Annotated in this window: 25 protein-coding genes; 9 read left to right on the top strand and 16 right to left on the bottom strand. The window is 69.5% G+C overall.

Annotated elements, in window-relative coordinates; all coding sequences use genetic code 11:
• Positions 1 to 33: 33 nt before the first annotated feature.
• Both corA and AX769_RS19695 read left to right on the top strand, forming a co-directional pair.
• Positions 34 to 1032 carry a magnesium/cobalt transporter CorA gene (gene corA, locus AX769_RS19700; RefSeq protein ID WP_066282489.1) on the top strand — a complete coding sequence of 333 codons (999 nt, stop codon included), beginning with the start codon at positions 34 to 36 and terminating at the stop codon, positions 1030 to 1032.
• Between the two features lie 54 nt (positions 1033 to 1086).
• Entirely contained in the window at positions 1087 to 1437 is a 351-nt protein-coding gene (locus tag AX769_RS19695) for a hypothetical protein (protein WP_157887732.1), read from the top strand.
• Positions 1438 to 1467: 30 nt separating this feature from the next.
• Here AX769_RS19695 and AX769_RS19690 read toward each other — a convergent pair whose 3' ends face one another.
• A complete protein-coding gene (locus AX769_RS19690; RefSeq protein WP_066282484.1) occupies positions 1468 to 2055 on the bottom strand; it encodes an HD domain-containing protein in 588 nt (195 codons plus the stop codon).
• A 145-nt stretch (positions 2056 to 2200) separates the two neighbouring features.
• Positions 2201 to 2659 carry a MarR family winged helix-turn-helix transcriptional regulator gene (locus AX769_RS19685; protein WP_066282481.1) on the bottom strand — a complete coding sequence of 153 codons (459 nt, stop codon included), beginning with the start codon at positions 2657 to 2659 and terminating at the stop codon, positions 2201 to 2203.
• Positions 2660 to 2743: 84 nt separating this feature from the next.
• Between AX769_RS19685 and AX769_RS19680 the strand changes: the two genes are divergently transcribed.
• Positions 2744 to 3703: a zinc-binding alcohol dehydrogenase family protein gene (locus AX769_RS19680; protein WP_066282478.1), complete on the top strand. Its 960-nt coding sequence runs from the start codon at positions 2744 to 2746 to the stop codon at positions 3701 to 3703.
• A gap of 295 nt (positions 3704 to 3998) precedes the next feature.
• Complete coding sequence (locus AX769_RS19675) at positions 3999 to 4361, top strand: hypothetical protein (RefSeq protein WP_066282477.1); 363 nt, start codon at positions 3999 to 4001, stop codon at positions 4359 to 4361.
• A gap of 3 nt (positions 4362 to 4364) precedes the next feature.
• On the opposite strand, the gene AX769_RS19670 is transcribed toward AX769_RS19675, so the two are convergent.
• On the bottom strand, positions 4365 to 4640 hold the full coding sequence (locus AX769_RS19670; RefSeq protein ID WP_066282475.1) for a hypothetical protein: 276 nt from the start codon (positions 4638 to 4640) through the stop codon (positions 4365 to 4367).
• A 121-nt stretch (positions 4641 to 4761) separates the two neighbouring features.
• Positions 4762 to 5454, bottom strand: coding sequence for an SDR family NAD(P)-dependent oxidoreductase (locus AX769_RS19665; RefSeq protein WP_066282472.1), 693 nt, complete (start codon positions 5452 to 5454; stop codon positions 4762 to 4764).
• A gap of 102 nt (positions 5455 to 5556) precedes the next feature.
• Between AX769_RS19665 and AX769_RS19660 the strand changes: the two genes are divergently transcribed.
• Positions 5557 to 6420, top strand: coding sequence for a helix-turn-helix transcriptional regulator (locus AX769_RS19660; protein ID WP_066282470.1), 864 nt, complete (start codon positions 5557 to 5559; stop codon positions 6418 to 6420).
• Between the two features lie 16 nt (positions 6421 to 6436).
• Here AX769_RS19660 and AX769_RS19655 read toward each other — a convergent pair whose 3' ends face one another.
• The 6 genes from AX769_RS19655 to AX769_RS19630 all read right to left on the bottom strand — a co-directional run bounded on the left by AX769_RS19655 (position 6437) and on the right by AX769_RS19630 (position 12348).
• On the bottom strand, positions 6437 to 6937 hold the full coding sequence (locus AX769_RS19655; RefSeq protein ID WP_066282468.1) for a glutathione peroxidase: 501 nt from the start codon (positions 6935 to 6937) through the stop codon (positions 6437 to 6439).
• Between the two features lie 32 nt (positions 6938 to 6969).
• Complete coding sequence (locus tag AX769_RS19650) at positions 6970 to 7842, bottom strand: ABC transporter permease (protein WP_066282467.1); 873 nt, start codon at positions 7840 to 7842, stop codon at positions 6970 to 6972.
• Complete coding sequence (locus AX769_RS19645) at positions 7839 to 8801, bottom strand: ABC transporter ATP-binding protein (protein ID WP_066282466.1); 963 nt, start codon at positions 8799 to 8801, stop codon at positions 7839 to 7841. Before AX769_RS19645 ends, AX769_RS19650 begins: the two co-directional genes overlap by 4 nt.
• A gap of 114 nt (positions 8802 to 8915) precedes the next feature.
• Complete coding sequence (locus AX769_RS19640) at positions 8916 to 10622, bottom strand: class I adenylate-forming enzyme family protein (RefSeq protein WP_066282465.1); 1707 nt, start codon at positions 10620 to 10622, stop codon at positions 8916 to 8918.
• Positions 10623 to 10697: 75 nt separating this feature from the next.
• A complete protein-coding gene (locus AX769_RS19635) occupies positions 10698 to 12008 on the bottom strand; it encodes a M18 family aminopeptidase (protein WP_066282461.1) in 1311 nt (436 codons plus the stop codon).
• 40 nt (positions 12009 to 12048) lie between these two features.
• Entirely contained in the window at positions 12049 to 12348 is a 300-nt protein-coding gene (locus AX769_RS19630) for a hypothetical protein (protein ID WP_066282459.1), read from the bottom strand.
• A gap of 118 nt (positions 12349 to 12466) precedes the next feature.
• On the opposite strand from AX769_RS19630, the gene AX769_RS19625 reads away from it, so the two are divergent.
• Complete coding sequence (locus AX769_RS19625) at positions 12467 to 13234, top strand: SDR family NAD(P)-dependent oxidoreductase (protein WP_066282457.1); 768 nt, start codon at positions 12467 to 12469, stop codon at positions 13232 to 13234.
• Between the two features lie 104 nt (positions 13235 to 13338).
• Here the strand turns inward: AX769_RS19625 and AX769_RS19620 are convergent, their stop codons facing one another.
• The gene (locus AX769_RS19620; RefSeq protein ID WP_066282456.1) at positions 13339 to 14136 is read right to left on the bottom strand and encodes an alpha/beta fold hydrolase; all 798 of its coding nucleotides are present in this window, start codon (positions 14134 to 14136) and stop codon (positions 13339 to 13341) included.
• Between the two features lie 14 nt (positions 14137 to 14150).
• Here AX769_RS19620 and AX769_RS19615 point away from each other — a divergent pair, with 14 nt between their 5' ends.
• Complete coding sequence (locus tag AX769_RS19615; RefSeq protein WP_239451862.1) at positions 14151 to 14939, top strand: NAD(P)H-hydrate epimerase; 789 nt, start codon at positions 14151 to 14153, stop codon at positions 14937 to 14939.
• A gap of 149 nt (positions 14940 to 15088) precedes the next feature.
• Here AX769_RS19615 and AX769_RS19610 read toward each other — a convergent pair whose 3' ends face one another.
• The 3 genes from AX769_RS19610 to AX769_RS19600 form a co-directional block, all read right to left on the bottom strand.
• Positions 15089 to 16345 carry an MFS transporter gene (locus AX769_RS19610; protein ID WP_369824045.1) on the bottom strand — a complete coding sequence of 419 codons (1257 nt, stop codon included), beginning with the start codon at positions 16343 to 16345 and terminating at the stop codon, positions 15089 to 15091.
• A 143-nt stretch (positions 16346 to 16488) separates the two neighbouring features.
• Positions 16489 to 18177, bottom strand: coding sequence for a hypothetical protein (locus AX769_RS19605; RefSeq protein ID WP_066282455.1), 1689 nt, complete (start codon positions 18175 to 18177; stop codon positions 16489 to 16491).
• Positions 18178 to 18394: 217 nt separating this feature from the next.
• On the bottom strand, positions 18395 to 19111 hold the full coding sequence (locus tag AX769_RS19600; RefSeq protein ID WP_082763956.1) for a PadR family transcriptional regulator: 717 nt from the start codon (positions 19109 to 19111) through the stop codon (positions 18395 to 18397).
• Between the two features lie 183 nt (positions 19112 to 19294).
• Between AX769_RS19600 and AX769_RS19595 the strand changes: the two genes are divergently transcribed.
• Positions 19295 to 20287, top strand: a complete 993-nt coding sequence (locus AX769_RS19595; protein WP_066282454.1) for an alpha/beta fold hydrolase — start codon at positions 19295 to 19297, stop codon at positions 20285 to 20287.
• 106 nt (positions 20288 to 20393) lie between these two features.
• Here the strand turns inward: AX769_RS19595 and AX769_RS19590 are convergent, their stop codons facing one another.
• Both AX769_RS19590 and AX769_RS19585 read right to left on the bottom strand, forming a co-directional pair.
• Complete coding sequence (locus tag AX769_RS19590) at positions 20394 to 21023, bottom strand: hypothetical protein (protein ID WP_066282452.1); 630 nt, start codon at positions 21021 to 21023, stop codon at positions 20394 to 20396.
• A gap of 7 nt (positions 21024 to 21030) precedes the next feature.
• Complete coding sequence (locus AX769_RS19585) at positions 21031 to 21321, bottom strand: hypothetical protein (RefSeq protein WP_157887731.1); 291 nt, start codon at positions 21319 to 21321, stop codon at positions 21031 to 21033.
• A 162-nt stretch (positions 21322 to 21483) separates the two neighbouring features.
• On the opposite strand from AX769_RS19585, the gene AX769_RS19580 reads away from it, so the two are divergent.
• Positions 21484 to 24825 (top strand): lectin, encoded by a 3342-nt coding sequence (locus tag AX769_RS19580; protein ID WP_082763955.1) that lies wholly within the window; start codon positions 21484 to 21486, stop codon positions 24823 to 24825.
• Positions 24826 to 24850 lie beyond the last annotated feature (25 nt).

Raw genomic sequence — 24850 nt, 5'->3', positions numbered from 1 at the left:
GCGCAGTTCACCCGCCCGGGGCACCATGCCCCCATGCCCCTGATCGACAACGGCGTGTACGTCGCCGGAAAACGCATCGAGAACCCCCGCAGCCTCGATGCCACGTACGAGTTGATGCACGAGCACGACGGCATGGGCTGGATCGGCCTGTACCGCCCGAGCGACGACGAGGTGCGGAGCGTCGCAGCGGAGTTCTCGCTGCACCCCCTCGCCGTCGAGGACGCCCTGCTGGGCCACCAGCGCTCGAAGCTCGAGCGCTACGACGAGATCCTGTTCGCCGTGCTGCGCCCCGCGCGCTACGTCGACGCCGAGGAGACGGTCGAGTTCGGCGAGCTGCACATCTTCTTGGGCCCGGAGTTCGTCGTCACCATCCGCCACGCCGAGTCGCCCGACCTGATGAAGGTGCGGAAGCGCATGGAGGCCAACCCCGAGCTGCTCGCGCAGGGGCCCGAGGCCGTGCTCTATGCGATCCTCGACCAGGTGGTCGACGAGTACGAGCCGGTCATCGCCGGGCTCGAGAACGACATCGACGAGATCGAGAACGACCTGTTCAGCCCGGAGTCCACCGGTCTCTCCGAACGCATCTACAACCTGTCGCGCGAGGTCATCCAGTTCCAGCGGGCGGTCGTGCCGCTGGTGAAGATGCTGGAGAACCTCGAGCGCGGCAGCGAGAAGTACGGCGTCGACGTCGAGCTGCAGCGCTCCTTGCGCGACGTGCTCGACCACACGCTGCTGATCGTCGACCGGATCGGGTCGTTCCGGTCGATCCTCGACAACGCCCTGACGGTGCACGCGACGATCGTGACGCGGCGCCAGACCGACCAGAGCATCGAGCAGAACGAGGAGGTGAAGAAGATCTCGTCGTGGGCCGCGATCCTCTTCACCCCCACCCTCGTGGCGGGCATCTACGGCATGAACTTCACGAACATGCCCGAGCTGCACTGGCGCTACGGCTATCCGTTCGCGATCGTGCTGATGTTCGCCCTCGGGTTCGCGCTCTACCGCGTCTTCCGGCATCGGAAGTGGCTGTGACGACGGGGTGAGTCGATCCCCGCTCCGCGCCCGGGGTCGCGGGAGGATATGGCTGTGCTTCACGACTTGATGACCCCTGAGAAGAACGTCCAGCGAATCATGTGGACCGGCACGGCCTGGTTCATCGGTGCGGCGGGTACGGTCGCCATCACGTTCGGTCTGTTGCTCGCGTCGGGCTGGCGCCCGTCGATCCTGCCCCCGTTCCTCGGCGTGGTCTTCTGGGTCGGCGCCGTGCTGCTCGCCCTGAGCATCGGCCTGCTCGGCTGGTCGGGCTGCCCCATCCTCGAGGTGTCGGTGCCTGTCGCCGACCGCAACAAGACGCGCACGATGCAGATCGGCACGTTCCTCTACATCATCGCCGGGGTGATCTGCTTCTTCGCCATCCTGATGGGGCCGGCGCACTAGCCGCTCCGTCCCGGTGTCGGGCCGTGAGGCTCAGGCCCAGTATCGGGCGCCGTCGGCGATCCCCGGGGCGAAACGGGCGGCGTTCGAGCCGGGCTTCCGCGACGCCTGTGCGGCGATCGCCGCGTCGAACGTCGCGCTGAAGTCGAGGCGCGGCACCCGGTAGACGACGGCTGCGACGAGGTCTGCGCGCCACGCTTCGGCGCCGACGCCCCGCACGTCGAGGGTCGTGGCTGCCTCCAGCAAGAACCCCTCGACATCCGACGCAGGGTCCACACTGGCCCAGGCGTGCCGCTGGATCACCTCGCGCACGCGCTCGCGTCGCTCGACGGGCCACCCGGCGCCCGCGGCGAACACCCAACCCACAGCCCCTCCGGCGTCTTCGAACGGCGCCTCGACGGCGTCGAACTCGGGCACGACGCCGTGGTCGTGGAACATCGCGGCGACGAACAGCAGCTCGGCGTCGACCACGAGGCCCCGTTCGAGGCCGAGGGCGGCGGCGAACGCCCATGAGCGGAGGCAGTGGTTCGCGAGGGCCGGGGATGCGGTGGCGCGGGAGGTCTCGAGGGCGAGTGCCGCCGTGGCGGTGGGCGGGGTGAGCAGGGTATCGACGTCGGTCATGGGTCGACGGTAGGCCTCGGCTGGTCCCTGCCGCGAGGTGGCAGTCTGCCTGTGCCCATCGAGATCCTGCCATCGACCCTCGCTGGTCGCGATGGCGGTGGCCCTAGGTGTAAGAGGTCCGTAGCCGGAGTCCGGCTGCGAGTGTTCAGTGCTCTGCGCGGCGGCGAGGCACGCCGCGCGTGATGCGGACGAGGGCCTCTTGATCGGCGGCGGAGGCGTCCGACAGGAGATCCCCGAGCGCCTCGTCGACCGCGGCTTCGAGGCGTGCGCCGACACGTCGGCCCTCGGCGGTGATGCGCACGATGATGCTGCGAGCGTCGACGGGGGAGGGGGCGCGCTCCATCAGCCCCCGCTTGGCGGCACGGTCGACGAGCCCCGTCATCGACGAGCGGTCGAGGCGGAGGCGGTCGGCCATGTCGGCCATCGTGGGTGTCCGGTCGCGCAGGATGCCGAGCACCCGCAGCTGCGTCACCGACAGCTGCTCGGTCGCTGCGACGCGAGTCAGGGCCTCGTGGATCGCGAAGGCGAGCTGGGCCGCGGCGTCGACCACGGTCAGATCCTGCGGCTCGTCGGGCCCGTTCGATCCTGCGCCTTCGCTGCTCATCCCCTCAGCCTACTTGACATGGTTTGTGGCACCAACTATATGATTGGTGTCACAAACTACTTTTCGAACCGAAGGAGCCTCACCATGAAGGCAGCAGTCGTCACCACGTTCTCCGAGCCGCCCCGCTTCGCCGACTTCGCCGAACCGGTCGCAGGCCCGGGCGAGGAGGTCGTCGAGGTCGTCGCCTCCGGCCTTCACCCGCGAGTGCGTTCGCAGGCCTCCGGCTCGCACTACACCTCGACCGACGAGCTCCCGCTCGTGCCGGGCGTCGATGGAGTCGGCCGCCTTGCCGACGGGTCGCTCGTCTACTTCGTCCTGCCCGACACCGCGTTCGGCGCGATGGCCGAGCGCACCGTGATCGACCCGCGCCGCAGCGTGCCGGTGCCGGCAGGCGCCGACCCCGTGCTCGTCGCGAGCGCGATGAACCCCGCCATGTCGTCGTGGATCGCTCTGCGCGGGCGCATCGCGTTCGAGCCCGGGCAGTCCGTGCTGATCCTGGGCGCGACAGGATCAGCGGGTCGGCTCGCGATCCAGGTCGCGAGGCACCTCGGCGCTGCCTCCATCGTCGCGGCCGGCCGCGGTGCTTCGCGCCTCGCCGAGCTGTCGGCACTGGGGGCGACCGCGACCGTCGACCTGGCGGCGGCGCCCGACGACGTCGCAGCCGCCCTCTCGGCCACTGCGGCCGAGGTCGACGTCGTGCTCGACTACCTCTGGGGCGAGCCCGCCCAGAACGCGATCATGCCCCTGATCACGGGCCGTGCCGACCGGAGCCGCCTTCTGCAGTGGATCCAGATCGGCGCGGTGGCAGGGCCGGAGATCATTCTGCCGTCGGCCGTGTTGCGTCAGGCCAACGTCCAGTTCCTCGGCAGCGGCCAGGGGTCCGCCTCTGCACGCGGCATCCTCGAACAGCTGCCGTCGCTCGTCGCCGAGCTCGTGCGCGGCACGTTCACCGTCGACGCGCTCGCCACGCCGCTGGCCGACGTCGCCCGCGCGTGGACGGAGCCCCTCGCGCGCTCCACCCAGCGCGTCGTGCTCGTCCCCTGATCGGCGCGGCCGGCCGGCCAGCGGTCGCGCTTGTGGGGGCGCCGGTCCTGTTCTGGCTCCGGTTTCGCCTCCGGGGAGGTGTTATCCGTTTTCGTCGACTTCAGGTCTGCCTGAATTCAGGCGGACGCTACGGGGTGGGCCTCGCGCGAACGCGTGCCTGAATTCAGGCAAAACTGAAGTCCACGAAAAGCAAAGCCCTTCCCCGAGCCAAAGCGCCGCCCACGAAACGTCGCGCCGGGCCGTGGCCGGCGGGCACGAGGCGGCAGAGCCCAGCCTCAGAACCTAGGCTGGCCTGATGCTCTCCCGACGCGACGCCGCCCTGCGGCTCGACATCCCTCTCGAGATGGCGACCCGCCACGGCATCCCGTCGCGCCTCAGCGAGGCCGAGATCGAAGCCATCGAGCAGGACCCGCCCGCCTGGCTCGTGCAGTCCCGCGCGAATCGCACGGGTGCGAAGAAGGTGTGGGCTCACCTCGAGTGCGTCGTCTGCGGCTTCGCCGAGGAGGCGCGCCCGAAGAAGTGGTGGCCCGACTGGGACTACCTCATCTGCGACTACCACGCGCCCTACCAGGCGCCGGAGCCGACCGCAGGCCTGGTGCGCCGCGAGGTCGAGGGCGTCGGCAGCCGCTTCATCGCCCTGGTGGACGAGAAGCCCTAGCGCCTAGTCGACGCTCGTCTCGGCGGGGTCCTTCTTGACGATCGCGTCGCGCTCGCGCGCCAGCGACTCGATCGTCGCAGGGTCGAGGAAGTCGATGAACGGGTTCGTCTGACCCGTCTTGTCTTCGACGATGTTCGCGTAGGCGGCGGCCGCCGTCCGCAGCTCGGCCGCCGCGCGCCCGGCCTTCTTGAGGGGGACGGGCTTCAGCCCGACGATCTGGGCGTGCTTCTCGAGCGCCTTGGTCAGATCCTTGAGGGCTGTATCGATCTTCTTCGTCACGCTGACATTGTGGCGGACGAAGGTTAACGCGCAAGCCCGACGGGAGATCGGCGGCTTTTCTGCACTCCGGCCGGACTGGTCGTCGCGAAGTGCGTCAGAGCCGCCGAACTCCGAAGGGGCGCTAGAAGGCTGCGATGCCGGCCCGGTCGATGAAGGTCCCCGTGGGGCCCTCGCCGCCGCGGGTCGCGAGCTCGACGATCGCGTCGGTGCCCTCGGTCACGGTCTGGTGGCCCGAGTTGCCGTTCAGGTCGGTCGCCGTGTAGCCGGGGTCGGCCGCGTTGATGCGGATCTCGGGCAGCGCCTTGGCATACTGCACGGTCAGCATCGTGAGCGCCGACTTCGACGAGTTGTAGATGGGGGCGATCACTTTCGACTCGATGCGCGACTCGTCGTGCACGGAGTCGAACGAGCCGAGGCCGCTGGTCACGTTGACGATGGTCGGCGCGCTCGACTGGCGCAGAAGCGGCAGGAACGCGTGGATCGCGCGCACGACGCCGAAGACGTTGACGGCGTAGACCTCCTCGAAGTCGGCCCCGGTCAGGTCGGCCGCGTCGGCGTGCGAGCCGGTGATGCCGGCGTTGTTGATGAGGACGTCGAGGCCACCGGCCTTGCCCACGGTCGCGGCCGCCGCGTCGACGGAGGCCTGGTCGGCCACGTCGAGCTGCACGAAGGTCGCGCCGAGCTCGTCGGCCGCCTTCTGCCCGCGGGTCTCGTCGCGGGCTCCGATCCAGACGGTGTGCCCTTGCTCGATGAGGCGGCGGGCGGTTTCGTAGCCGAGGCCCTTGTTGGCTCCGGTGATGAGTGTCGTTGTCATGGCTCGAGTCTGCGCCGGGGCACCTGACCGGCGCGTGGCCCGGCCGAGCGTGCGGACTGGCAGTACCACCCAGGATCCTGACGCGACGACGACAATGGGAGCATGCCCGAGACGCACGGAGACCTCGCCGCTCTGCTGAAGTCGTGGCGCGCGCACCTGTCGCCGATCGACGTCGGCCTGCCCGCGGGCGGTTCACGCCGGGCCGTGGGCCTCCGGCGCGAAGAACTTGCGCAGCTCGCCGGCCTGTCGGTGGACTACGTGGTGCGGCTCGAGCAGGGCCGCGCGCGCAACCCGTCGGCCCAGGTCGTGTCGTCGCTCGCCCGTGCGCTGCAGCTCGGCGACGAGGAGCGCGACCACCTCTACGTCGTGGCCGGTCTCCTGCCCCCGGGCGCGGGCGAGGTGCCGCGGCACATCCCGCCGGGCGTGCAGCGTCTCGTGGCACGGCTCGGCGAGTCTCCGATCGCGGTGTTCTCAGCGTCCTGGGATCTTCTGACCTACAGCCCGCTGTGGGGCACGCTGATCGGCGACCCCGACGAGGTCTTCGGCGCCCCGCGCAATCTGCTGCGGTCGACGTTCGGGATCGCCGGCAGCGGCGGATCGCGGATCAGCCGCGCCAACGGCGAGGACGGCGCGCAGCACTTCGAGCGCTCGCTCGCAGCCGATCTGCGGCGCGTGCAGGGGCGCTACCCCGACGACGTCGCCGTGCGGCGGCTCGTCCACGATCTCACGACGGGCAGCGAGCGCTTCTGCGAACTCTGGGAGGTGGCCTGTGTGGCCGAGCACGTGTCCGAGCGCAAGACGGTCAGCCACCCGCTCGTCGGCGACCTCGAGGTTGACTGCGACGTGCTGACCGTGGCCGGGTCCGACCTGCGGATCGTCGTCTACACGGTCGCCGCGAACTCGCCCGAGGCCGAGAAGCTCGACTTCCTGCGGGTGTCGGCGCTGTCGGCCGTCGTCACGGACTGATCTGAGGCGGCTCCGCTCAGGCGGCGGCAGCGACCGGGAGGTTGGCCTCGACCAGCGCGACGAACTCGTCGGTGGCGGGGCTCTCTTGCGGGCGGACCCGGGCGACGATGTCGCCGCCGGGGGCGACGAGGTACTTCTCGAAGTTCCAGGCCACGTCGCCGGCCTCGCCCGCGGCATCCTGCGTCTCGGTCAAGACGTCGTAGACCGGGTGACGGTTCTCGCCGTTGACCTCGATCTTGCCGAAGACGGGGAAGTCGACGCCGTAGGTCGCGACGCAGAACTCCTGGATCTCCTCGTTCGTACCGGGCTCCTGCCCGTTGAACTGGTTGCAGGGGAAGCCGACGACCTGGAAGCCCCGGTCACGGTACTTCTCTTGCAGCTGCTGCAGATCGCCGTACTGCGGCGTGAGGCCGCAGCGGCTCGCCACGTTGACGATGAGGAGGAGCTTGTCGTCGAAGGCGCCGAGCGAGGTGATCTCGCCCGACGCCGTCTCGACCGGGATGTCGTAGAGGCTCATGGCCTCATCGTACGTCCGACACCTGTCGGCGACTAGACGTCGCGGCGCTTGACGCTGAACAGAGCGATCGCCAGGATGACGACGGCCCAGCCGAGCAGCACCAGCAGGCCCTGCGTCGTGTCGAGGGTGATCAGGCCGTTCTTGACACTCGACGTGCCCGCGCCGTAGGCGTAGATCTTCTGCCCCGCGTTGCTCGGGAGGAATGCGATGACGTTCGTGATCCAGGTGACCGACGAGAGCGAGCTGAAGATCGATCCGATGATCGGGAGGATGAAGACCAACCCGATCGCCGCGGCGATGCCACCGGCTGTGCTGCGGATGAGCGCGCCGAGGCCGAACGCGATCAGGCCGACGATGGCGATGTAGCCCGCCCCGCCGATGAGGGCGAGCCAGACCTGCCCGTCGCTCCAGTCGAACGTGACGTGGTTGCTGTTCAGCCCCGGAGTCGCGACCAGGGCGGCGATCACGAGCGAGACGAGACCCACCACGAACGAGCTCACACCGAAGACGAGGACCTTGCCGAAAATCGCGCCGAAACGTCGGGGATCGGCGGTCATGGTCGACTTGATCATGCCAGTGCCGTACTCGCCCGTGATCTGGAGGGCACCCAGAACGGCGCTGATGAGCACCGAGAGGGTCAGCCCGGCGGTGATGACGGCCATCGCCTCGGACGGGCCGCTCGAGGTCGAGATGCGGCTCTGCGGGCCGCGGCTGCCGGCGTCGCCGATGAGGTGCGAGACGAGCAGGGCGAAGCCCACGTCGATCAGCAGGATGAACAGGTAGCACCAGAACGTGGAGCGGAGTGAGCGCAGCTTGATCCACTCGGAGCGCAGGATGCCGCCGAACGTGAGGCGGGAGAGGTTGGCGTGATCGCGACGTGTCGCGGGGGCGGTTGCGGTGCTCATCGGACGACCTCGGTCTCGGCGGCGGTGGGCACGGGTGCTTCTGCCCCGGTGGGAGCGGACGTGTCGCGGTATTCGACCTCGTCTGCGGTGAGAGCCATGTAGGCGTCCTCGAGAGAGCCGTCGAGCGGGGTGAGCTCGTGCAGCACGACGCCGGCGGATGCCGCGATCTCGCCGATGCGCGCCGACGGAAGACCGCGCACTTCGAGGAGATCGGCCGCGGTGCCGGTGACGGTGACCTCGGGCGAAGTCAGCAGCGGGGTGAGCGTCGCGGCCTGGGGGGTGCGCACGCGCACTCCGTCGCCCTTGGCCCGGGCGAGGATCGTGTCGACCGACTCGTCGGCTATCACGCGGCCGCGGCCCAGCACGATGATGTGGTCGGCCGTCTGGGCCATCTCGCTCATGAGGTGCGACGACAGGAAGACCGTCCGGCCTTCGCGGGCGAGGTGCCGCGCGAGGTTGCGCACCCAGACGACGCCCTCGGGGTCGAGGCCGTTGACCGGCTCGTCGAGGATGAGGGTGTCGGGGTCGCCGAGCAGGGCCGCGGCGATGCCGAGGCGCTGCCCCATGCCGAGCGAGAACCCGCCGACGCGCTTCTTGGCGACGGACTCGAGGCCGGTGAGGGCGATGACCTCTTCGACGCGCTTCTTGCCGATGCCGTGGGTCGCGCCCATCGCCAGCAGGTGGTCGAAGGCGCTGCGGCCGCGGTGGACCGCCTTCGCGTCGAGGAGGACACCGACTTCGCGCAGCGGGGCGCGGTGGTCGGCGTAGTGCCGGCCGTTGACGGTGACGTCGCCGGAGGTGGCGCGGTCGAGACCGACGATGAGACGCATCGTGGTCGACTTGCCGGCGCCGTTCGGGCCGAGGAAGCCCGTCACGAGGCCGGGTCGGACCTCGAACGAGACGTCGTCGAGGGCGAGGCGATCGCCGTAGCGCTTCGAGAGGTTGCTGGCCTGGATCATTCTGTGAACTCCATGCGCCCCAGGCTAGGGAGGCCCTTGCCCCCCGGCATCATGCCCAGGTACCACACCGCCTACATCCGGGGGAGTCTCTGTCGACTCCCCGCGGATGCTCGGTCAGCGGGCGGGGCGCACGAAGCGGCCTTCGGCGAGGTCGCGGGGCGAGCGGTCCTGCATCACGAAGTGCTGCTTCTTGCCGGTGGCCGTGTAGGGCAGCTCGGTGACGAACGAGTAGAGGCGCGGGCGCTTGAAGTCGGCCAGGTCGATCGCCTCGTGGCAGTGCTTCTCGAGGGCGTCGGCGGCCTCCTGCTCGTCTTCGAGGGCGCCGGGCTTGCGCACGATGTAGGCGACCACGACCTGGCCCCACTCCTGATCGACGACCCCGCACACGATCGAGTCGGCCACGCCGGGGTGCGACGCGAGTGTCTCTTCGACCTGCACGGGGTGCACGTTCTCGCCGCCCGAGATGATCATGTCGTCTTTGCGACCGACGACGGTGATGACCTCGTCCACGTTCCAGGTGGCGAGGTCGCCGGCGAAGAACCAGCCGTCGCGGAACTTCTTGGCATCCTCTTCGGGGTTGCCGCGGTAGGTGTAGCCCGACTTGACCGAGCGCACGGCGACCTCGCCGATCTCCTTGCCGTCGGTCGCGACCTGGTCGGCAGGATCGCCGAGGCCGGTGCTGCTAACAGCCACGACCACCACGTCGTCGTCGATCGAGGCCCGGCCGGCGGCACCGGCGTACTTCGTCAGCTCGTCGCCGGGCAAGAAGGTGTTCCAGAACGCCTCGGTGGTGCCGTAGCCGTTCGAGATGTTCGGGGTGAGCACCTTCTGGTAGCGGAGCGCCGCGTTCCGCTCGAACGGCGCGCCCATGGTGACGATGCCCTTGAGGGTGCCCAGATCGCGGGGCGTCGCCTCCTGCACGTCGGCGAGGCGCTCGAGGTTGGTCGGCGCGCCGATCACGTAGGTGACGCCCTCGTTCTGCACGAGGTCGAGCACGGTGCCGGCGTCGAAGCGCGGGAGGGTGACCGCCTCGGCCCCGATGTAGAACACCGTGTTGGGGCCGGCGCAGTAGGCGCCGCCGCGGTGGAACCAGGGCGACATGTTCATCGTCTTGTCTTTGGGCGTCAGCGCCATGTTGATGATGACGTCGTGGGCCGTCAGCACCTCGTTGAGGCTCGTCAGCGGGACGGCCTTCGGGCGGCCCGTGGTGCCCGACGTGTAGAGGCGCGTCGTCTCATCCCAGGTGCTGCCGCCCTCGGGCGCGGTGAACGACGGGGCGCCCTCCTTCAGGATCGACGAGAAGGGCACCGCCCCCTCCACGGCCGAGACGTCTTCGTCTCCGACCGCGACGAGCACCGAGGGGCGGTGGTCGGCGATCTCGAGCGCCTGGGCGATCAGGGCGGCGTCGGGGGCCTCGAAGAAGAACACGACCGGCTTGGAGTCATCGAGGATGAAGGCGGTCTCGCCGGGGGCGAGACGGAAGTTCATCGGCGATCCGACGGCGCGGAGGCCCTGGGTGGCGACGTAGAGGAAGGCGAACTCCGGGCGGTTCATCAGCTGGTAGCAGACCACGTCGCCGACCCCGACGCCGTTCTCGGCGAGGCCGGCGGCGAGGCGGCCGGTGACCTCGCCGAGCTCGCGGTAGGTCCAGCTCTGGCCGGTATCGGAGTCTGTCAGCGCCGTGCGCGCGGCGTAGCGGTGGATGTTGCGCTCGACACCGTTGGCGTAGGTGTAGTGGTGCTCGAAGACCCCGCGGAGCACCGTGGGGTCGTAGTCGCTGTTGGTCGAAGAGGTGGCGTTGCGATCGGCGGTCGTTGTCACGGTGAAGAGCCCTTCGTCAGAGTCCGGCCACCCAGCGTGACCCGCTGGCGCCTTGCGGCGCACGTGATTCGGAGACTACTGGACAGAGTCTTCCGGGGCCAGGAAGGCACCCGCGGCCTTGGTGAGCATCGCCGGGTCGTCGGCACCGCAGAGCTCGCGCGCCGAGTGCATCGACAGCAGGCCGAGCCCCACGTCGATCGTGCGGATGCCGAGGCGCGTGGCGCTGATCGGCCCGATCGTCGAGCCGCACGGCACCGCGTTGTTCGACACGAACGGCTGGAAGGGCACGCCGGCCTGCCCGCAGGCCCGAGCCCACTCGGCTGCGCCGACCCCGTCGGTCGCGTAGCGCTGCTTCGCGTTGATCTTCAGCAGCGGCCCGCGGTTCGGCAGGGGGTGATTGGCGGGGTCGTGGCGCTCGGGGTAGTTCGGGTGCACCACGTGCCCCGCGTCGGACGAGAGCAGCCAGGAGCCTGCGAACGAGCGCATCCTGTCGCTCTCGTCGCCTCCGAGGCCGAGCCCGATGCGCGCCAGCACGTCGGCGAGGAAGGGGCCGCCCGCGCCCGACGGCGACTCCGAGCCGACCTCTTCGTGGTCGAAGGCCGCGAAGACGGCGATGTCGGCTGCGTCGTCGAGAGCGTCGGCGCCTGCGATCAGGGCGATGAGCCCGGCGTGGACGCTCGAGAGGTTGTCCATGCGGCCGCTCGCGAAGAGCTCGTCGTCGAAGCCGATCAGCTGCGGCGCCGCGGTGTCGGCGACGAGCACGTCGTGGCCCGCGACGTCGTCACGGTCGAGGCCGACGAGCGAGGCGAGGGCCGCCAGGATGTCGTCGCCCCGGCTCGCCCTGCCCGCCACCGGGCTGAGCCCGACGATCGGGTGCAGGTGCCGCTGCGGGTCGAGAGCCAGGCCGTCGTTCACGCCGCGGTCGAGGTGCACGGCGAGCTGCGGGATGCGCAGGACGGGGCCGGTGCGCACCAGGCGCACGTCCCCGTCGCGAGTGACCAACCGGCCGGCGAACTCGAGGTCGCGGTCGAGCCACGAGTTGTAGAGCGGTCCGCCGTAGACCTCGACGCCGGCCTGCTGCCAGCCGAAGGCGCCGGTGTCGGGGTTCGGCTTCAGCTTGAATGAGGGCGAGTCGGTGTGAGCGCCCACGATGCGGAACGGGGTCGTGCGGGTGGCGGCGCGAGGCTGCACCCACGCGATCACGGCACCGTCGCGCACGACGAAGCGGCGGCCCGGGGTCGTGGGCCAGGCGTCTCGCTCGTCGAGAGCGTCGAATCCTGCGGCCTCGAGGCGTCTCGCGGCCTCGGCCGCCGCATGGTACGACGTCGGCGAGGCGGTGATGAACGAGGCGAAGTCGCTGAGGTGGGGGTTCTGGTCGAGAGTCATCCCCACCAGGATGCCCTACCCGGGCTCTGCGATCTCGGTTTCAGTCGACGATGCGGAGGGCCGCGCGGCGACCGACGCGAACCTCGACGAACTCGGTGCGCGCTGCGGCGAGGCTCGCGCAGTAGACGCGGGGGCGCGAGGCGTCGGCGAAGCCGATCTCGTAGACGCCGGCGATGCGCTGCAGCCGCCCGAGGAAGGCGTCGGGCACAGCGGGGTCGAGCCGCCGATCGTAGATCGACCACCGATCGCGGCCCACACAGAAGAAGTGCACGTCGGACTCGGAGGCGATCGGCCCGAGCGTGCCGATCGGCCGTTCGGCGAGTCTGAGGTGGGCGACCATGGAGAGAACGTAGCCCGGCGGAATGAACGCCGCCCCAACGTCACCTGTCGTCCGTCTGTATCTCCGGGCCCGGCGGCGAATAGCGTGGAGGAGGACTTTCACGAGACAGGAGCACAGCATGACGGCACTCGAGGGCCGCACGGCCGTCGTCACCGGAGCAGGGCGAGGGATCGGCGCGGCCGTGGCACGGCGGCTGGCGGCCGACGGCGCGGCCGTCGTCGTGAACTACCGGTCGAGCGCGTCGGCGGCCGACGAGGTGGCAGGCTCGATCCGCGACGTCGGCGGTCGCGCGATCACCGTGCAGGGCGACGTGGGCGAGGAGGGCGTGTCCGAGGCGCTGGTCGCAGCCGCGGTCGCCGAGTTCGGCGGCCTCGACGTCTTCGTCAGCAACGCCGGCATCGAGCACTTCGGTGCTCTGCCGACGATCACCAAGCAGCAGGTCGACGACGTCTTCTCGATCAACGTGACGGCTCAGCTGCTCGCCGCGCAGGCGGCTGCTGCGGTGATGGGCGAGGGCGGCAGCATCATCCTGATGTCGTCGGTCAGCCGACGCATGAGCGTCTTCGAGCACTCCGTCTACGCGGCCAGCAAGGCGGCGATCCAGGCGATGGTGCGCAACCTCGCGCCCGAGCTCGGGGCACGCGGCATCAGGATCAACGCCATCGCCCCCGGCGGCACCAACACCGACATGGCGGCCGAAGTGGCCTCCCTCTACACGCACCCGTTGCTGCGCGACCTGCCGCAGGAGGTGCAGCTGAGGGTGCCGACGGCGCTGCAGCGCTTCGCCGAGCCGACCGAGATCGCCGCGGCCATCGCCTTCCTGGCCGGCCCCGACGCCTCCTACGTCACCGGCTCGACGATGGAGGTCGACGGCGGCATGTCGTAGCTCGTCGGGAGCCCTGCCGAGTGACGGCGCGGCAGCGGCGGCGGTGTCAGCGCCACCGGGCGAGACCGGCTTGTACGCGTCTCCGGTTGCGAAGGCGCCGCCGACTATGAATCCTGCATTTCCAAGAAGGTACGGATGAGGTCGGTGACGTCGTCGACGGGCAGGAGCGACGAGGCGTGATCCTGCCCGACGAGCTCGAAGAAGCTGCCGTGGGCTGTGCGCCGCGCGGCCTCCTGCGACTGGCGGAACCGGTCGACGTCGTTCGTGCCGGCGAGCAGCAGTGTCGGCACGACGATCTGCGCGGCCCCGTCGATGCCGAGGGGCGCCGCCGCCTCGATGCCCTCGAAGTACGCACGCAGCGCTACGGGATCGTTGGCCCGGAAGGCGAGCGCCGTCGCCGGGTCGATGGGTTCGTGCCGGAACATGCCCCACTCCGTGACGAACTCCTCCATGCCACCGGAGTCGAGAGCTTCGCGCCAGGTGGGGAAGAACGTGCGGCCGATCTGGTCGGTCATCGACTCGAAAGACCCGCCGATAGTGGTGAGGGTGCGCAGCCTCTCCGGTGTGGCGGCCGCGATCCTGAGGCCGATGCGGGCCCCGATCGAGTAGCCGACGTAGTGCACCGGCCCCGACCCGACCTCGTCGAGCACCTGGTCGACGTCCTCGATGAAGCGCGGCGGCTGGTAGGCGGAGGCGTCGTGCGGCTTGCCGCTGCGCCCGTGCCCACGCAGGTCGACGGCGATGACGGTGAAGTCGCGCTCGAGGTCTCTGATGTAGCCGAGGCCGCGCCAGGTGCCCTTCGACAGGCCGGAGCCGTGGACGAGCAGGAGGGGCTCGCCTTCGCCTGAGACCTCGTAGGCGATCTCGGTGCCGTCGGTCGGGTTGCGGGTGATCGAACGCATCCGACCATTCTGGCGTGATCGTCGCCGGTGTCAGCGCCACCGGGTGGAACCGGCTTGTACGGGATCCGGTGGCGAAGGCGCCGCCGACCGACGACACTGTCGTCATGACGAACGGATACACGGCCGCCCAAGTGCGTGCGGCCGAGAAGCCCCTTCTCGACGCCGGCGAGCCCCTGATGCAGCGCGCCGCCCACGGCCTCGCCGAAGAGATCACGGCCGTGCTCACAAATCGCGGCACCACCGCCGGCGTCGTCCTCCTCCTGGTCGGCTCGGGCGACAACGGCGGCGACGCTCTCTACGCGGGAGCCGCACTCGCGTCGCAGGGCCACACCGTCCGCATCCTGACCACCGGCACCCACTGGCACGAAGGGGGCCTCGCCGCGGCAGTCGCAGCCGGGGCCTCGGCCGACCACCGCGACACCGACCCGGGCCACGCGGCTTTCGAGGCGGTGACGGACGGTGTCGACGTGATCGTCGACGGCATCCTCGGCACCGGAACGGGTCAGGATCCTGCGCTTCGCGGTCGCGCTCGGTCGTTGGTCGAGGCGATCCGGCCCAGCGTTCTGATGCGCATGACGGGGGCACCCGCGGTGGTCGCGGTCGACCTGCCCTCGGGCATCGGTGTCGACGACGGCTCCGTGCCCGACCCGCTCGTGCTGCCCGCCCTCGTCACCGTGACGTTCGGGGCCGTCAAGGCCGGGCTGCTGCTCGAGCCCGCGGCCGGGCTCAGCGGCCGTATTCGCCTGATCGACTTAGGGCTCGACCTCTCGGAGGTCGAGCCCGTGGTCAGCACCGGCGACTGAACGCCGGCGTGCGATGCGCGGCTACTGCTTCACCACCGACAGCGGTGTGGTGATCGTCTCGAGGCTCTTGCGCTCGGCGTCCACGCCGAAGATCGCCGCGACGATACCGCCGGCGATCATCACTCCGGCCCCGATGAAGTAGCCGATGGTCAGTGGCCCGCGCGCCGTCCCGTTGCCGACCAGTGCTCCGAAGAGCGACGGGGCGACCGCACCGGCGATCTGGCCGATGGCGAAGAAGTACGAGATGACCTGCGAGCGGATCTCGAGGGGAAGATCTCCGAGACCGTCAGGTAGGCGCTCGAGGCGCCCGCCGAGGCGAAGAAGAACGCCACGCACCAGAAGATCGTCTGAGTGGCCGCGGTCAGCACGCCCTGGTCGAACAGGATGGCCGACACGATGAGCACCAGACCCGAGATGACGTAGGTGCCGAAGATCATCTTGCGCCGCCCGATCGAGTCGAACAGGGGGCCGAGCACGAGCGGCCCGATCAGGTTGCCGATGGCGAAGGGGAAGAAGTAGTACTGCGTCGACGACGGGCTCGTGTGATAGAAGTTCTCGAGCACCAGCGCATAGGTGAAGAAGATCGCGTTGTAGAGGAACGCCTGCGTGATCATCATCGACAGGCCCGTGACGGTCCGCTTCGGGTACACCTTCCAGAGCGTGTGCCAGATCTGGCCGAACTTGATGCTGTCGGTGCGCACCACGCTGATGGCCTGGCTGTCGTCGACAGGGGTGAGCGTGCCGCCGTCGGCCTTCACGCGGGCTTCGATCTCGTCGACAGTGTCTTCTGCCTGCTGCTCGTAGCCGTGGGTCATGAACCAGCGCGGGCTCTCGGGGATGTTGCGGCGCAGCCAGATGATGCCGATACCGATCACCGGGCCGATGAAGAAGGCGAGGCGCCAGCCGACGTTCACCGCGAAGAAGTCGGTGTTCAAGAAGAACACGTTGGCGAGGGCGCCGAGAGCCGCACCGCCCCAGTATGTGCCGTTGACGGCGATGTCGACGCGGCCGCGGTACTTCGACGGGATGAGCTCGTCGATGGCCGAGTTGATCGCGGCGTACTCGCCGCCGATGCCGGCGCCGGCGATGAACCGGAAGATGAAGAGGAACCACACGGCGGGCGAGAGGCCGGCGACGCCGGAGCCGATGAGGTAGATCACCAGGGTCAGGATGAAGAGCCTCTTGCGTCCCAGCTTGTCGGAGAGGCGACCGAAGACGAGGGCGCCTGCGACCTGGCCGAGCAGATAGACGGTGCCCAGGTTGCCGATGAGCCCCGACGACATGTGGAACTCTTGCGAGAACCCGTTCGAGGCGACGATCTGGATCTCGAGACCGTCGAGCACCCACGAGATGCCGAGGCCGACGATGATCGACCAGTGGAATTTCGTCCACGGCAGCCGGTCCATTCGCGCCGGGACGAGGCTTCTGACCGGGCCCCCCGAACTACTCCTCGAACCCACCGTCGTCGAACTCGACATGACCACTCCCTCAGCGACAAAGATTGCGGGGTCTGCAATGACCACGCCCGGAGGTGGACGGTAGTCCCGCTTTACAGGTGTCGCTCGGCGATCTTTGCGGCGGCCGATCGGGCGATCTTTCCGGTCAGGATGCTCTCGCCGGTCGTGCCGAGGTAGTCGAGGATCGTGTACTGGCCGCACGTGATGGTCTGCGCGGGGTCGCCGAGCACGGCCTGCGGGCTTCGCGAATAGTGGCTCTTCGCGTCGAGCACGAGGTACGACACGTCTTGGCCGGTGTAGTCGGCGGCGTTGTCGAGCCAGAGGGTCGCGTTGTAGTCGGCCGTGATCTGCAGGATCGTGACGGACTGGTCGCCGTAGGCCGTGAGCGCACGCATCGTCCAGAACCGCCCGGCGCCGGTGAGGTCGCGGCCGCCGATCCAGTTCGACAGGCAGGTGGCGGACGCGTAGGTCTGGGTCGCCGGGGCGGTCGCCATCAGCCGCACGGCGCCGATGCTGCAGGCGGTGACCGCGACGACGGCGATCGCGGTGGCGCGCACCAGGATCCTGCGGCTCGGCCATCTGATGGACAGCCCGGTGAGGCCCGGCGCTCGTTCGAGCGCGTACCCGCCGAGCACGACGGCGGCGGCCGCCGGCATGAAGAACAGCGGCATGAGGTACCGGCTCGCGGTCGTGCCGAGCCCGACCGCCGCCACGACGGTCACGACGATCGAGCAGGCCGCGACCACGAGGGGCAGGGTGATGCGCGTCGGCCAGTGGCGCGCGAGAGCGATGACTGCCACCGCCAGCGTGCCGGTGACGGCGACTGCGAGCAGCGACATCTCGATCGCGCCCTGCCAGGTCGAGGCCGTGAAGAAGTAGTCGTTGACGTAGTACCGCACCGACAGGGCCATCCGGTCGATGCGCAGGTAGTGGCCGATCTGGATCGAGATGTATTTCGCCATCGGGATGCGCGCCACGTAGCCGACGAGCGATCCGACGAGCAGTGCGGCGCCCATCGCGACAGCGGGTCGCCTCGTCAGCAGGCGCCGGCGCCACAGCAGCAGGGCTGCGATCGCCACCGGCACGGCGGCCCACATCGCGAAGAGCGGGTTCGAGAACGTCGCTGCCGCGGCGAGCGAGACGAGTCCGACCAGGGCGCCTCGCCGCGCCCGTCCCGTTCGCCCGTTCGCGGCGACCACGACGAGCGGCAGGGCACCCACCATGGCGAGCGTCGTGCCGTAGTAGTACGTGGTCGTGAGGAAGAGCGAGACCAGCTCGAGCGTCGCCCGCTGGCCGGTGTGCTCCATCAGCGAGCAGAGGGTGAGCGCCGCCACGGGCGCGAGAGCGAGGGCCACCTTCGTGCGGCGCGAGAACCACGGCACGACCACGGCGGCGAGACCGCGCAGGATCCCGTAGAGGCCGACGACCGTGACGCCCGCGTTCACGAGCAGCGCGGCGTGCACCCCCGGCACGACCGTCGCGATCGCGACGTACACCGGGATCTCGGGCACGAAGAACAGCACCGATGACATCGCCCACTCGAACGGCTGGCCCTCGCGCAGCGAACGCTCGACGAGCGGCATCAGCACGGAGTCGCCCGAATAGAAGAAGACCGTCGCCCGCTGGCTGAGCACGAGGTGCGACAGGATGCCGAGAGCAAGGGCCACGGTGCCGGCGACACCGGCGAGCTCGACCGACGTTGCCCGCAGATGCCGTGCCGCCCGGGTCGCCGGCGTGCGGGTTCGAACGGGGGCGGGGGCGAGCGGAAGCTGGTCGAGCACGCTCCGACTCTGCCCAGCCCGTCCCCAGAAGACCTGAAGTTTTGGCTACGCCCGGGTAACGGTCGCTTACGAACCCGCTGCACGCAGAGCGAGACCCCGTGTCTCGGCCATGGTCCCCGCGCCGCGGCGCTGGGAGGTCGGCCGAAACGCGGGGCCTCATTCAGGGAGGCGCACTCCGCCCGAGAAGACTCGAAGAGCGGAGCGACCTCGAACGGACTCAGTCGGCGAGGATCGTGTAGAGCGTGCGGCGCAGCTCGTCGATCTTGGCCGCCCCGGCAGCGCGCTGCTCGGGGGTGGCGTCGAAGTGGAACTGCTTGATCACACCGGCGAGCTTGATGGCGCTGCCGATGAACTCGTCGCCGTGGGGGCCCTGCTCGGCGGTGGCGTCGCCCCAGGCCTTGCTGATCTCGTCGCTGTGCTCGGTCACGTAGGTGCGGCCGGCCTCGGTCAGGTCGAAGGTCGACTGGCGGCCCTCACCCGACTCGACGATGAGGTCTTCGTCGACGAGCTGCGACAGCGTCGGGTAGACGGAGCCGGGGCTAGGGCGCCAGGCGCCCTCGGTGCGCTCGGCGATGGACTTCATCAGCCCATAGCCGTTGGCCGGCTCCTCGCCCAGGAGGGAGAGGATCGCGAGGCGGACGTCGCCCTTCCGGGCACGACCGCGACCGCCGCGCATTCCGGGGCCGCCGAAGCCGGGGCCGCCGAACCCGGGGAAGCCGGGGAAGCCGCCGGCGGAAGCGCCGAAGCCGCCGCCGCCGAAGCCGCCGCCGAACCCGGGGCCGCGACCGCGGCCCATGCCCCGGCCCATGCCGAAGCCTGCGCCTGCGCCCATGCCGGGGCCGAAGCCGGGGCGGCGGTCGTGGTGGTGGCGCGGCTGCTCGCCGCGCTCGAATCGATTGTTGTCAGAGAATTCGTGGTTGTGTCGGGTACCCATGGGGTACTCCTTTCGGTTGTCGTGAGTCGGTGGGGGTGGCGGGCCGTGAGGCCGGGCCACTCGCGCCGGGCCGATCCGATGGATCGTCTGCGGCGATAGGTCAAAGATATATCGTGATAGTTCGTTAAGTCAACTCCAGGCCCGAAAAATCTTTTCGGCAGCCGGGGCGGGCAGACTGGTCGAATGGCGAAGCGCTCCTCCACCGACGTGACCGTGACCCGGGTGGTGCCGGACGGCGACGACGACTTCTACGTCCGCGTCTCGACCATCGGCCACGGCGGCACGCGCCCCTTCGTGCTCGTGCCCGGCATCGGGGTCGCGAGCAACTACTTCGAGCGCCTGGCCCCCAACCTCAACGAGTTCGGGCCGGTGCACGCGCTCGACCTGCCCGGGTTCGCAGGCGTTCCGCATCCTGACGCCGCCCTGACCATCCGGCAGTACGCCGATCTCGTCGGCCTGGTGATCGACCGGCTCGAACTCGAGGATCCCGTCGTGGTCGGCCACTCGATGGGCACGCAGGTCGTCGCCGACCTCGTGGCCCGCCGGCCCGAGCTCACGACGTGCGTGCTGATCGGCCCCGTGATCAACCCGGGCGAGCGCAGCGTGCTGCGCCAGGCGGTGCGCTTTCTGCAGGCGGCCGTGCACGAGCCCGGGCGGGTGAAACTGCTCGCCATCACCGCCTACCTCTTCTGCGGGCCGAAGTGGTTCTCTCGCATCCTGCCGAAGATGATGACCTTCCCGATCGAGCGCGCGCTGCCGCACGTGAAGGCCGACACGCTCGTGATCCGGGGCGAGTTCGACGCCGTCGCGCCGAGCGAGTGGGTGCGGCGCACCGGCGAGCTGCTGCCGTCGTCGCGGCTGTGGGAGATCCCGGGCGCGGCCCACTCGGTGATGCACGCGCACGCCGAAGAGGTGGCGAAGCTCTGCGTCGAGCACGCGCGGCAGCCCCTCGAGTACGACGAGGCGGGCACCCTGCGCGAGTTCGAACACGCGGGCGACGGGCGCGAGGGCGAGGACTTCAAGCCGACGCCGCGCTCGCTGATCGGGGCGGTGCGAGGTCGTCTGACCGAGGCGCTCGGCATGTGGCGCGGCGACGATCGATTGATCGCGCGCGGCAAGACCGAGCACGCGGAGGCCTCAGAGGCCGCCCATGAGCGCGCCGAGGAGGAGGGCTAGCCGGGCGGTCGCGAAATCGCGACCGACTCGCCTGCCGGGTCACAGTGGTCACTGCCGCGGTGCGGCGTCTGAGCCGTGGTGGTCGCGATTTCGCGAGGACTCCTGATCAGTGGTAGTTCGACGGCCAGTCGAAGGGGGTGGCGGGGCGCACGATCGTGCCGGCGGGGGCGATGACGAGGTCGATGTCGTCGAGGTCACGCAGGCGGATCGACGCGGGGTCGCCCACGCGGCGGTGCCCGTCGACGAAGACCGTGAGCGTCTCGCCGATGTCGCCGCCTTCCGCCCCGACGTGGCGGGAGTCGAGCCGCACGTCCCAGTTGGTGAAGAACTGGCCGAGCGTGAAGTCGCGTTTCACTGGCGACTCGATGTGGATGATGCCCGACGTGTTGTGGGTGTGCAGGGCAGTGGCGAAATGGTGCTTCTCGTCGAGGCCGATCTGGCCGGGCACGGTCTCGGCGACCCCGTCGATCGTGATCGTCAGGTGCGTGTGGATGTGCTCTGCCAGCTTCAGGCCGTAGACGTTCGGCAGTTGTGCCGCGGAAGCACGCGCGGCCTTGTCGGCCGGGGCGGGCCACGGCGGTGCAGCTGCCGCGCCGTGAGCGAGCGTGGTCGAGGTCGCACGCTCGCGGGCCACGAATCCTGCCGCCACGAGACCCAGCACGAGCAGTGCGACGAGAGCAAGCGGCAGGATCACGACCGAGCTCTGCCGCTGCCGCGTGCTCGCTCGCGTAGGCACTTCGCTGCTACCGGTCGTACCCGAGCAGCAGGGGGATGATGAGGCCTGCGATCCACACCGCGATGAAGATCGCCCCGCCGATGAAGACGACGCGCCCCTGCCGCCGGGCTGGAGTGCCCGGGGCGGCCCCCCAGAGGCTCGAGCGCTGCACGACCGTGTGAGCCTCGAAGACGACTTTCGCCACGTCGCTGTCGCTGCGATCGAGCTTGCCGTCGAGGTCGAGGGCGACGATCTTCTCGGCCTCGGGCAGCGTCATCCTGGTCGCCCTGCGGTTCGGGCGGCTGGGTCGGGTGCGCATGCCTCCAGCCTGCCACCGATCGGCGCGCGCGGATGGCCAGTTCTGGCAAAGCCCTTTACAGATCCGATGAGGGAGGGGCAGTATCGACCTCACCAATAGACAACGTTGTCTGGCACTCATTCGGGGGTGTGACAACGCTGTCACCATCGAAAGGTCCTTTCCATGGCTGTACGACCCAGACGGATCGCCCTCGGCGTGTCCGTCACCGTCATCGCGGCGGGCATCTTCGTTCCGGGGGTCGCCGCTCAGGCGGCCACCGGTGCGTCGACCCCGTACGTGGCGAATCCCGCCTCCCTCGTCGACCCGACCATCGGTACCTCCGGTGCGGTCGACGACTTCCCCGGCGCCGACGTGCCCTTCGGCATGGTGCAGTGGAGCCCCGACACGCCGTCGCGCCCCGCAGGCGGCGGCTACGAGTACAACGACAAGTCGGTCACCGGCTTCAGTCTGACCCACATCTCGGGCCCGGGCTGCTCGGCGTCGGGCGACATCCCGATCCTGCCGTCGTCCGGTGCGCTCAGCGCCGACCCCGGAAACGCGACCCTGCCGCTCGACCACTCGGCCGAGACGGCCCAGGCCGGCTACTACAAGCTCGCAGCGAGCGGCATCACCACCGAACTGACCAGCACGCAGCGCAGCGGTGCCGCGAAGTTCACCTTCCCCAAGGGCGACCAGTCGAACCTCACGTTCAAGCTCTCCGACAGCGCTGCAGGGTCGTCGAACACGCGGTTCCAGGTCGTCAGCCCGACGGAGGTCACCGGATCGGTGACGAGCGGCAACTTCTGCGGCGCCAGCGACCAGTACACGGTCAACTTCGACATGAAGTTCAACCAGCCGATCAGCGGCTACGGCACCTATCAGAACTCCACCGTGCAGTCGGGTGCGAAGTCGCTCGACATCACCAAGAACATCGCCCCGTCGGTGAAGCAGCAGGCGACCCTCCAGCCGAAGTCGTCGAACGGCGTCACCCGCACGCGCCCCGATGTGCAGGGCAAGGCGACGCCGAGCGCCGGCGTCGCGACACCGAAGCAGAAGGCCGTGGTCTCGCCGCCGGTGACCGGAGCCGACGGCGCCTACGTCAGCTTCGACACCTCGTCGAACCCGGTCGTGCAGGCGAACGTCGGAATCTCGTACGTCGGGACGGCGAATGCGAAGCTGAACCGCACCACCGAGGATCCTGCGTTCTCGTTCGCGAAGACGCACGCGGCGGCCACCGCCTCGTGGAACTCGATGCTGTCGAAGATCCAGATCGGCGGCGGCGACACCGCGTCGCAGAAGACCTTCTACACCGCGATGTACCACGCGCTGCTGCACCCCAACGTGTTCAGCGACGTCAACGGGCAGTACGCCGGGTTCGACGGGCAGACGCACACGGCGGCGAAGGGTCACGACGAGTACGCCAACTACTCGGGCTGGGACATCTACCGCAGCCAGGTGCAGCTCGCTGCCATGGTCGCGCCGCAGCAGACCAGCGACTCGATCCGGTCGATGCTCAACCAGTACGACCAGACCGGGCAGCTGCCGAAGTGGGCGCTGAACAACGGCGAGTCGTACGTGATGGTGGGTGACCCGAGCGACGCGATCATCGCCGACGCGTACGCCTTCGGTGCGAAGGACTTCGACACCTCCGCAGCCCTCAAAGCGATGGAGACCGAGGCCACCACGCCGGGCAACGTGCGACCCGGCCTGACCGACTACCTCGACACCGGCTACCTGCCGCTCGACGGGCAGTACAGCTGCTGCAACTTCTACGGCGCCGTGTCGACGCAGCAGGAGTACAACACCGCCGACCACTCGATCTCGACCTTCGCCTCGGCGCTCGGCCAGAAGTCGGTGGCCCAGACCTACGCTGCTCGCTCGAACAACTGGCAGAACGTGTTCAACCCCGCCACCAACTACCTCGAGCCCAAGCTGGCTTCGGGGGCGTACGCGGCAGGATTCACACCGACGTCATCGAACGGCTTCGTCGAGGGCTCGAGCGCGCAGTACACGCCGATGGAGCCCTTCGACATCAAGGGTCTCGCTGAAGCGGCCGGCGGCAATGCGGCCTGGATCAGCAAGCTCGACGCGCTGACCTCGACGATCAAGAACCCGACGGCTGCCAACGCGGACTTCGGCAACGAGCCCTCGATCGAGATCCCGTGGGAGTACGACTACGTCGGCGCCCCGTACAAGACGCAAGAGACGGTCCGCTCGATCCAGCAGCAGATCTTCACCAACCAGCCCGCGGGGATCGCCGGCAACGACGACCTCGGCACGATGAGCGCCTGGTACGTCTGGAGCGCCCTCGGGTTCTACCCCGAGACGCCCGGAACGAGCGACCTGGCGCTCGGCAGCCCGCTGTTCGCCAAGGCCGCCATCCACCTGCCCAGCGGCAAGACGCTGACCGTGAACGCCCCTGCGGCCGGTGCCAGCACGCCCTACGTGCAGAGCATGACGAGCGCTGCCAGCGGTGCCGCCTCGGCATCCTGGTCGAAGGCGTACCTGCAGCCGGGTCTCATCACCTCAGGCGGCACGGTCGGGTTCACGCTCGCCTCGACGCCGAACACGTCGTTCGCGGCGGCTGCCGCTGACGCGCCTCCGTCGGACACGACGGGGCTCGGCTCGGCGCTCGGCTATGCCAAGCAGGACGTCGTCGTCACGGCTCCCGGCAAGGCGGCCACCGTCACGATCGGCGCCCGCAACCTGACCGCCAAGGCGCAGACCGTGTCGTGGACGGCCGCGGGGGGCACCGGAGTCTCGGTGTCGCCGGCATCCGGGTCGCTGCTGCTCAAGAAGAGCGGCGACGGCACGGCGCAGGTCTCCGTCACGGCTCCGACGACCGAAGGCCGCTACTACGCGACCTTCAGCCTGCGCGACGCCGTCGGCAACCCTCTGCCGAAGGTCGTCGTCGAGATCGACGTCGCGAAGCCCGGCTCGCTGTGGCCGTTCTACAACGACGCCGGCATCGCCTCCGACGGGGCCTCGACGTCGGGCAGCTTCGACGGCGAAGGCTGGTCGTACTCCCAGCAGGCGCTGGCCGCAGCAGGTCTGACCGCAGGATCCACGGTGACCAGCAACGGTCTCGACTACACCCTCCCGACGCCGACCTCCGACGGGCTGGACAACATCCAGGCCGGCGGGCAGACGGTGCCGCTACAGGGCACGGCCGGGGCGACCCACTTCGGGATCCTGGGCGCCGCCGCCAACGGCAACCCGGGCTCGGAGGGGTCGTTCACGATTACGTACACCGACGGGACGACCCAGAACCTGACCCTCGGGCTCAGCGACTGGACGCTCAACGGCAACAGCGTGACGACGCCGACCGACGACAACACGATCGCCGCGACGACGCCGTACCGCGACACCTCCTCGGGCGGCCGCGACACGGTGAAGGCGTACCTGTTCAGCGCCGACGCCGCGCTGACGCCGGGCAAGACCGTGGCCAGCGTGACGCTGCCCTCGACGGTCACGAATGGCGCACTGCACGTGTTCGCCTTCGCGGTGGGCACGCCGAAGGGCTAGTCTTTCGCGACCGACCGACCGAGAA

The organism is Frondihabitans sp. PAMC 28766 (assembly GCF_001577365.1).
In the GTDB taxonomy this organism is placed as follows: Bacteria; Actinomycetota; Actinomycetes; order Actinomycetales; family Microbacteriaceae; genus Frondihabitans.
This window is presented reverse-complemented; position numbering and strand designations above follow the sequence as displayed.